The organism is Streptomyces sp. MMG1121, assembly GCF_001280015.1.
In the GTDB taxonomy this organism is placed as follows: Bacteria; Actinomycetota; Actinomycetes; order Streptomycetales; family Streptomycetaceae; genus Streptomyces.
This window is the reverse complement of sequence record NZ_LGDV01000232.1, coordinates 23,540-29,539: the sequence shown is the minus strand read 5'-3', so window position 1 is coordinate 29,539 and position 6,000 is coordinate 23,540. Positions and strand designations below refer to the sequence as shown.

5 protein-coding genes are annotated in these 6,000 nt (G+C 70.8%); all 5 read right to left on the bottom strand.

What is annotated here, in order from left to right:
- Positions 1-31 precede the first annotated feature (31 nt).
- The 5 genes from ADK64_RS35680 to ADK64_RS35660 all read right to left on the bottom strand — a co-directional run bounded on the left by ADK64_RS35680 (position 32) and on the right by ADK64_RS35660 (position 5,322).
- Complete coding sequence (locus tag ADK64_RS35680) at positions 32-1,618, bottom strand: class I adenylate-forming enzyme family protein (protein WP_053666141.1); 1,587 nt, start codon at positions 1,616-1,618, stop codon at positions 32-34.
- Positions 1,619-1,642: 24 nt separating this feature from the next.
- Positions 1,643-2,800: a DegT/DnrJ/EryC1/StrS family aminotransferase gene (locus ADK64_RS35675; protein ID WP_053666139.1), complete on the bottom strand. Its 1,158-nt coding sequence runs from the start codon at positions 2,798-2,800 to the stop codon at positions 1,643-1,645.
- Between the two features lie 5 nt (positions 2,801-2,805).
- Complete coding sequence (locus ADK64_RS35670) at positions 2,806-3,363, bottom strand: cupin domain-containing protein (RefSeq protein WP_053666137.1); 558 nt, start codon at positions 3,361-3,363, stop codon at positions 2,806-2,808.
- Between the two features lie 29 nt (positions 3,364-3,392).
- Entirely contained in the window at positions 3,393-4,409 is a 1,017-nt protein-coding gene (locus tag ADK64_RS35665; RefSeq protein ID WP_053666135.1) for a type III polyketide synthase, read from the bottom strand.
- A 145-nt stretch (positions 4,410-4,554) separates the two neighbouring features.
- Positions 4,555-5,322: a helix-turn-helix transcriptional regulator gene (locus ADK64_RS35660; RefSeq protein ID WP_053666133.1), complete on the bottom strand. Its 768-nt coding sequence runs from the start codon at positions 5,320-5,322 to the stop codon at positions 4,555-4,557.
- Positions 5,323-6,000 lie beyond the last annotated feature (678 nt).

Below are 6,000 nucleotides of genomic sequence, written 5' to 3'. Positions count from 1 at the left end.
TCACGCAGCCGGGCGAGTGTGGCCTGCGGTGTCATGCCTGCTCCTCAGTGTGCTGGGCGAACCGGCGGGCCAGAGCCAGCCGCTGGACCTTCAACGTGGCCGTCCGGGGCAGTTCGGACTGCGGGATCTGGACGGGGTCGGCGAGCTGCGGGAACGCGGCGACCGCGGCGCGCCAGCGGCCGAGGTCCAGCGGCTTGTCGTCGACGGTGCAGACGACCGGGACCGCCTCGGCGTTCGGGCCCTGCACCACGACCAGCTCACTCAGCTCGCCCAGCTTGCTCAGGACGACGTCCTCGATCTCCAGGGAGCTCTTCACCCCGGGGATCATGTCGACCTCCCGGTCGAGCATGTGCAGACAGCCGAACCGGGTGAAGTAACCGACGTCCCCGGTCCCCCACCACTGGCCCTTGCGGTTGCTGTCGTAGCGCTCCTGCTCGCCGAAGTACGTCTTGGCCAGGCCCGGCCAGGCGACCTCGATACGGCCCGGGTTCTGCTCCGTGGGCCGCTTGCCGTCGCGGCTGACGACGCGCACCTTCGCCGCGCCCACCGGCATGGCCCAGCCGACGCAGCGCCCGTTCGCCTTGTGGGCGGAGTGGCGGAAGTAGGCGCGGCCGACCGCGGGGCCGACCTCGCTCTGGCCGTAGATCTGGAAGAACAGCGCCCCGCGCCGGCCGGACGCCTTGAGCAGCTTGCTCATCGTGCCCGGGTGGATCGCGTCGAAGGTGCTGCTGAAGACCTTCACCGACGCGAACGGCATCCGCGGGTCCTCGGTGAGCCCCTCCCACTCCATCAGCGAGTTGGGCAGCGCCTCGACGAGGGCCGGACGGTGCTCCAGGAAGTGCTCGGCGACGACGGCCGGGTCCGTCTCCCGCAGCAGCAGGACCGGGTACTCCCGCAGCAGCGCGAGCGACATCGCAGCGACCATCCGCGAGTGCACGAAGGGCACATGGATGGCGACGGTCTCCTTCCTGCGCATCAGGCCGAGCAGCCGCCACTGCGGGATGAGGCGCAGGCCCTGGGTGCGGGCGGTGTGCACCACGAGCTTGGGGATCCCGGTGGTGCCGGAGGTGTGCGTGATGACGGCGGCCTCGTCGATCGGCCGGACCACCGGCCTGACCCGCGGGGCGCCGGCGAGTTCGCCGAGCGAGAGGGCACCGGGCCGGTCGCCGGCCGAGGTGATCACCCGCTCGGTGAGGTCCGCCAGCGGCACCTCGGCGAGGACGTCGAGCTTGTCCCCGTCGGTGAGCAGGGTCGGCCGGCCGACCCGTTCGATGAGGACGCCGACGGTCGTGGCGTCCAGGGCCGGCGACAGGTTCACGACGACCGCGCCGATGCGGGACACCGCTGCGGCGAGCATCCAGTGGTCGGCGTTGGCCGTCTTGTAGATGACGACGCGCTCGTCGGGCCGGACACCGGCCGCCCACAGGCGGGCGGCCAGGTCGTCGACGTGCTCGGCGTACTGGGCGACCGTCAGGCGCCGTCCCGCCTCGGGCAGGACGCCCAGGTCGTGGTCCAAGGCGATCGGCGTCGACGGGTTCACGGCCGCGGCCATCTCCGGCAGAAGGCCGATGTGCAGGCCGCGCTTGAGTATCGATGTGTAGGCTGTGGAGCCCTTCATGGGGACTGTCTCCTTCGGTGCACGCTACGCGGCGCGCCGGCCGGTGCTCGCGTGGGTGCGGACGGCGCCGCGCAGAATCCGCGCGACCGTCGCGACCTGGTCCTGGGTCAGCTCGGCGTGCATGGGTATGGCGAGCTGGCGCTCGGCGAGGTCCAGCGAGACCGGGCACTTCTGCTTGGCCTCGAACACGGGCTGGATGTGGCCCGCGAACGTGCCGTGCCCGCAGCCGACGCCCTTCGCGCGCAGCTCGGTGGCGACCGCGCCGCGGTCCACGCCCGCGTCCAGCGTGACCATGTAGGTCTGCCAGGCGTGGGTGCGGTCGGTGGGCACGTACGGGAGCGTCAACAGCTCGTCGCCGCCGAGGAGTTCGGCGTACTGCGCGGCGACCGCACTGCGCCGCCGCAGCAGTTCGTCGATCCGGCCCAGCTGCACCTGGAGGATCGCCGCGGCGATGTCGGACAGCTTGAAGTTGTAGCCGATCTCGGTGAACGTCGGGATGGGCAGGCCGACGACGTTGCCCATGTCGAAGATGCTGCCGATACCGAAGGAGGAGCGCAGCCGCGCGTCCTTGCCGATCTTCGGGTCGGCGGCGAGCAGGGCGCCGCCCTCACCGCTGCTGGCGCCCTTGCGGCCGTGGAAGGACAGGCAGCCCACCTCGGCGAGCGCACCGGCCTGGCGGCCCTGGTAGGTGGCCCCGACCGCGCAGGCGGCGTCCTCGACGAGGAACAGGCCGTGGCGGTCGGCGATGGCCTGCAGTTCCGCGTAGTCGGCGGGCATGCCGACGGTGTCCACCGCGATGATGCCGACGGTGCGCGGGGTGACCAGGTCGGCCACGGCCTGCGGGTCGACGGTGTAGGTGTCGGGGCGTACGTCGGCGAAGACCGGGGTGGCGCCGACGTAGAGGGCGGCCTGTGCGGGCGCCGGGAAGCCGTAGTCGGCGACGATGACCTCGTCACCCGGCTTGACGCCGAGGGCGAGCATGGCCAGGTGCAGCGCGGCGCCGCAGTTGCTCACCGCGACCGCGTCGCCGACGCCGTACTTCTCGGCGAGCTGCGCCTCGAGCGCCTTGCCCCTGGGGCCCTGGCCGGCCGGCCAGCCGGAGGCGAACACCTCGGCGACGGCGGCCAGTTCCTCCTCGCCCAGGCTCGCGTGGACCAGGGGGATCGAATCGTTCGTGCTCATGTGCGTCACGCTCCGCGCTGTGGTGCCGACTGGGCAGGGACGAGGGTGGGGGGGTCGTAGCGCAGCGGCGTGAGCTGACCGACGTCGTAGCGCTTGCGCATCGCCTCCACGGCCGCGGCGTCCACCGTGGTGCCGCGCGACCAGATCTCCGCGATCTCCTCGAAGTAGTCCTCGTGATAGGGCGAGGGCAGACACTGGAAGATCATCTTCGCCGGCCTGTCCGTGGCGTTGCGGAACGCGTGCGGGGTGCCGGGCGGTACGAACATGCAGCTGCCCTCACCCGCCCGGACGACGCGGTCGCCCTTGGGGGACTTCCAGTTGTGCCAGGTGTCCTTCGTGCGCTCGGTCGGCTCGAAGCACAGGAGGTCCAGCTCGCCGTCGAGGACGTAGAAGAACTCCTGGGAGTGGCCGTGCACATGTGCCCCGACGTCGAAGCCGGGCGGAACGACCACCTCGAAGATCGATACGGAGGATCCCATCGCCTGCGTGGCCTTGAATGTCACCTCCTGCGCGGGGGTGATCAGCTTCCGCCCCGCACCCGCCGGGAGGATGAGGTCAGTCATGCTCGTCGCTTCCTTTGTCCGGGCGCCGCTCAGTCGATGGTCTGCGGGCTGGTCTCGGCCCAGGTGCCGAGGGCCATCTCGGCGGTGATCCCGGGGCCGAAGCCCGCGATCAGACCGGTCGCGCCGGGCGCCGGGGTGTCCTCCTCGAACAGGCGGCGGGCGGCCTCGAGGACGACGGCGCTGGCGATGTTGCCGTACTCGTTCAGGGTCGACCAGCTGTGCCGGAACACCTCGCGGTCGACCTCGAGGAACTTGGCGAGGTCGTCGAGGATGCGCGGACCGCCGGCGTGGACGATGTAGAAGTCGAGCTTTCCGGCGTCCCAGCTGTGGTCCTTGGCGAACTCGCGCAGCACCGGGGCCAGCGGCTCCATCGTGCCGGGCACCCGGCGGTCGAGCTGGAAGTGGAAGCCGGTGTCGCGCACCGCGTAGGAGATCCACTCCTCGGTGTTCGGGATGAGGTAGGAGGCGTTGCGCTCCAGCTCGATGCCGACACCGCCGTTGCCGCGCACCACGGCCGCCGCGGCCGCGTCGCCGAACAGGCCGTCGGACAGCAGCGAGCCGATGTCGTCCATGTCCGGCTGGTAGCACAGCGAGCAGAACTCGGCCGAGACGATCAGGACGTTGCTGCCGGGGTGGGCCACGCAGAAGTCGTGGGCGCGGTTGACGGCCGCGCCGCCGGCCGCGCAGCCGAGCTGGGCGATGGGTATCTGCCGGGTGTCGGAGCGGAAGCCCATCTTGTTGATGAGCCACGCGGTCAGCGACGGCATCAGGAAGCCGGTGCACGACACGTAGATGATGGCGTCGATGTCACGGGCCGCGACGTCGGCGTTCTTCAGGGCCTCTTCGATGACGAGGGGGGTCCACTTCTTGGACTCGGCCTCGTAGATGCGGTTGCGCTCGGTCAGGCCCGGGTGCTTGAGCGTCTGCTCGATGGGCTGGACGATATGCCGCGTCTGCACTCCCGTGTTCCGGATCAGGCGGAGCGCCAGCGGCAGCTGCGGCTTTCCTGCGTGGACCTTGGCGGCGAAGTCCAGGGTCTCTTCCATCGTGATGACGTGTTCCGGCGCCTGTACCGCGGGCTTGCATAGCCTGGGCATATCTGGATCCGCTTTCTCTAGAGTCTGCCTGGTCATGTGCTGGGAGCTGGGAGCTGGGAGCTGGGAGCTGGGTGCGCACAGCGTCCGGCCAAGATCACGCCGCCATCGGCTGTGGGTCGAGGTCCATCAGGGCGGACAGGATCGGTGGCCGGGTCCAGTCCGGCGGGGTGAGGGTGATGTCGAGGTGGTGCGCCGTGTCGCCCTTCACCCACACCGGGCCCACGACGGCCGTGAGCGGCGTGAGTTCCGCCTCGGCGCCGCCCTGCGGGTGCCGGCCCTGGGCCACCGCGTGGATGTACCAGGTGCCGGCGGGGACGCGGGCCAGCGTGAAGCGTCCCGGTGCGGACGCGTTGCTCCAGGAGGCGGGTGTGCCCTGGAGCATGGTGCTGTCGAAGGCGCCGACGTAGACCGGTGAGAGCACGGCCGCGGCGGTGCGCAGCGCCCCCGTCACCGAGCCGGTGCAGCGGGCCGCCGCGGGCACCGGCGCGGCCGCGGCCTGGGCGGCTTCGGGCAGCGCGGGCTCCTGTGTCTCGCCGGCCACGTCGAGCGAGAGCTTGCGGTACTGCGTCGGGGACAGCCCCACCAGCTCGGTGAAGCGGCGGGTGAAGCTGCCCGTGCTGCTGTATCCGACGCGTACCGCGATGTCGGCGACATTGAGCGAGGTCATCAGGAGCAGCCGCTTGGCCTCCTGGATCCGCACCGCGCACAGGAACCGTCCCGGGGTGACACCCGTGACCCGGGTGAACACCCGCAGGAAGTGGTACTTGCTGACCATCGCGCTGCGTGCCAGCTCGTCGAGGCTCAGCGGTTCCCAGAAGCGTTCGCGGATCGTGGTGACGGCATGCTGGACTAGGTGCTCCATGAAGGCTCCTGACGGCGATCATGTGGCCGGTAGCAGAGCCGGACGGCCGGAGCCGGACGGCTCGAAGGCCGCCGACCGGCGGAACCGACGACGGGCCCGCTCGCCCTTCCGCGCCGGTGCGTGGAGATTCGGCCGCTCTGCGGTCCGGGACAACTCGGCCTGCGCTCCCGGGAGTTCGGTCTTCGGCCGGTGGGGAGGGCGTGCCGGGGCCCGGTGGTGATCCGTGGGAAACCAGGCCGGTCACGGTGCACGGCCATGGCCTTCGGCCGGCGAGCGCCCTGGGACACGGCACCGTTGCCGTGCGGGGGCTGCCGACGGGGATCGACGGGGCTACCGGTGGGGGGAGCGGCAAGAGCTGCCGACGGCATCGGCCTGGTCGGCACAACTCCACGGACCCGTCACGATGTCCGGTCGTCGCAGGAGCGGCGACTTGCGCCAACCACCCGACGCGCAACCGGCCTTGCCGGTACGGAATAGGGAGTGTGACGCCCCGTCCTCTGCCGTGGATCAGTTTTAGGGCAGGGGAGGTGTGCCGAAATAGTGACACGGTCGCCACCCACGCGCCAAGAGCGCCCCCAAGTGACGTAGGTCACGTCAATTGGGCCGCATCCTGGGGAGTTCGTCGTGGATCACGCAAGCCGTACCCCACCGGTTCTGTAGTGGCCTGCTGCCACCATC

Coding starts and splice junctions, on each gene's coding strand:
- ADK64_RS35680 (WP_053666141.1), bottom strand. CDS start 1,618: ATGAAGGGCTCCACAGCCTACACATCGATACTCAAGCGCGGCCTGCAC.
- ADK64_RS35660 (WP_053666133.1), bottom strand. CDS start 5,322: ATGGAGCACCTAGTCCAGCATGCCGTCACCACGATCCGCGAACGCTTC.
- ADK64_RS35665 (WP_053666135.1), bottom strand. CDS start 4,409: ATGGAAGAGACCCTGGACTTCGCCGCCAAGGTCCACGCAGGAAAGCCG.
- ADK64_RS35670 (WP_053666137.1), bottom strand. CDS start 3,363: ATGACTGACCTCATCCTCCCGGCGGGTGCGGGGCGGAAGCTGATCACC.
- ADK64_RS35675 (WP_053666139.1), bottom strand. CDS start 2,800: ATGAGCACGAACGATTCGATCCCCCTGGTCCACGCGAGCCTGGGCGAG.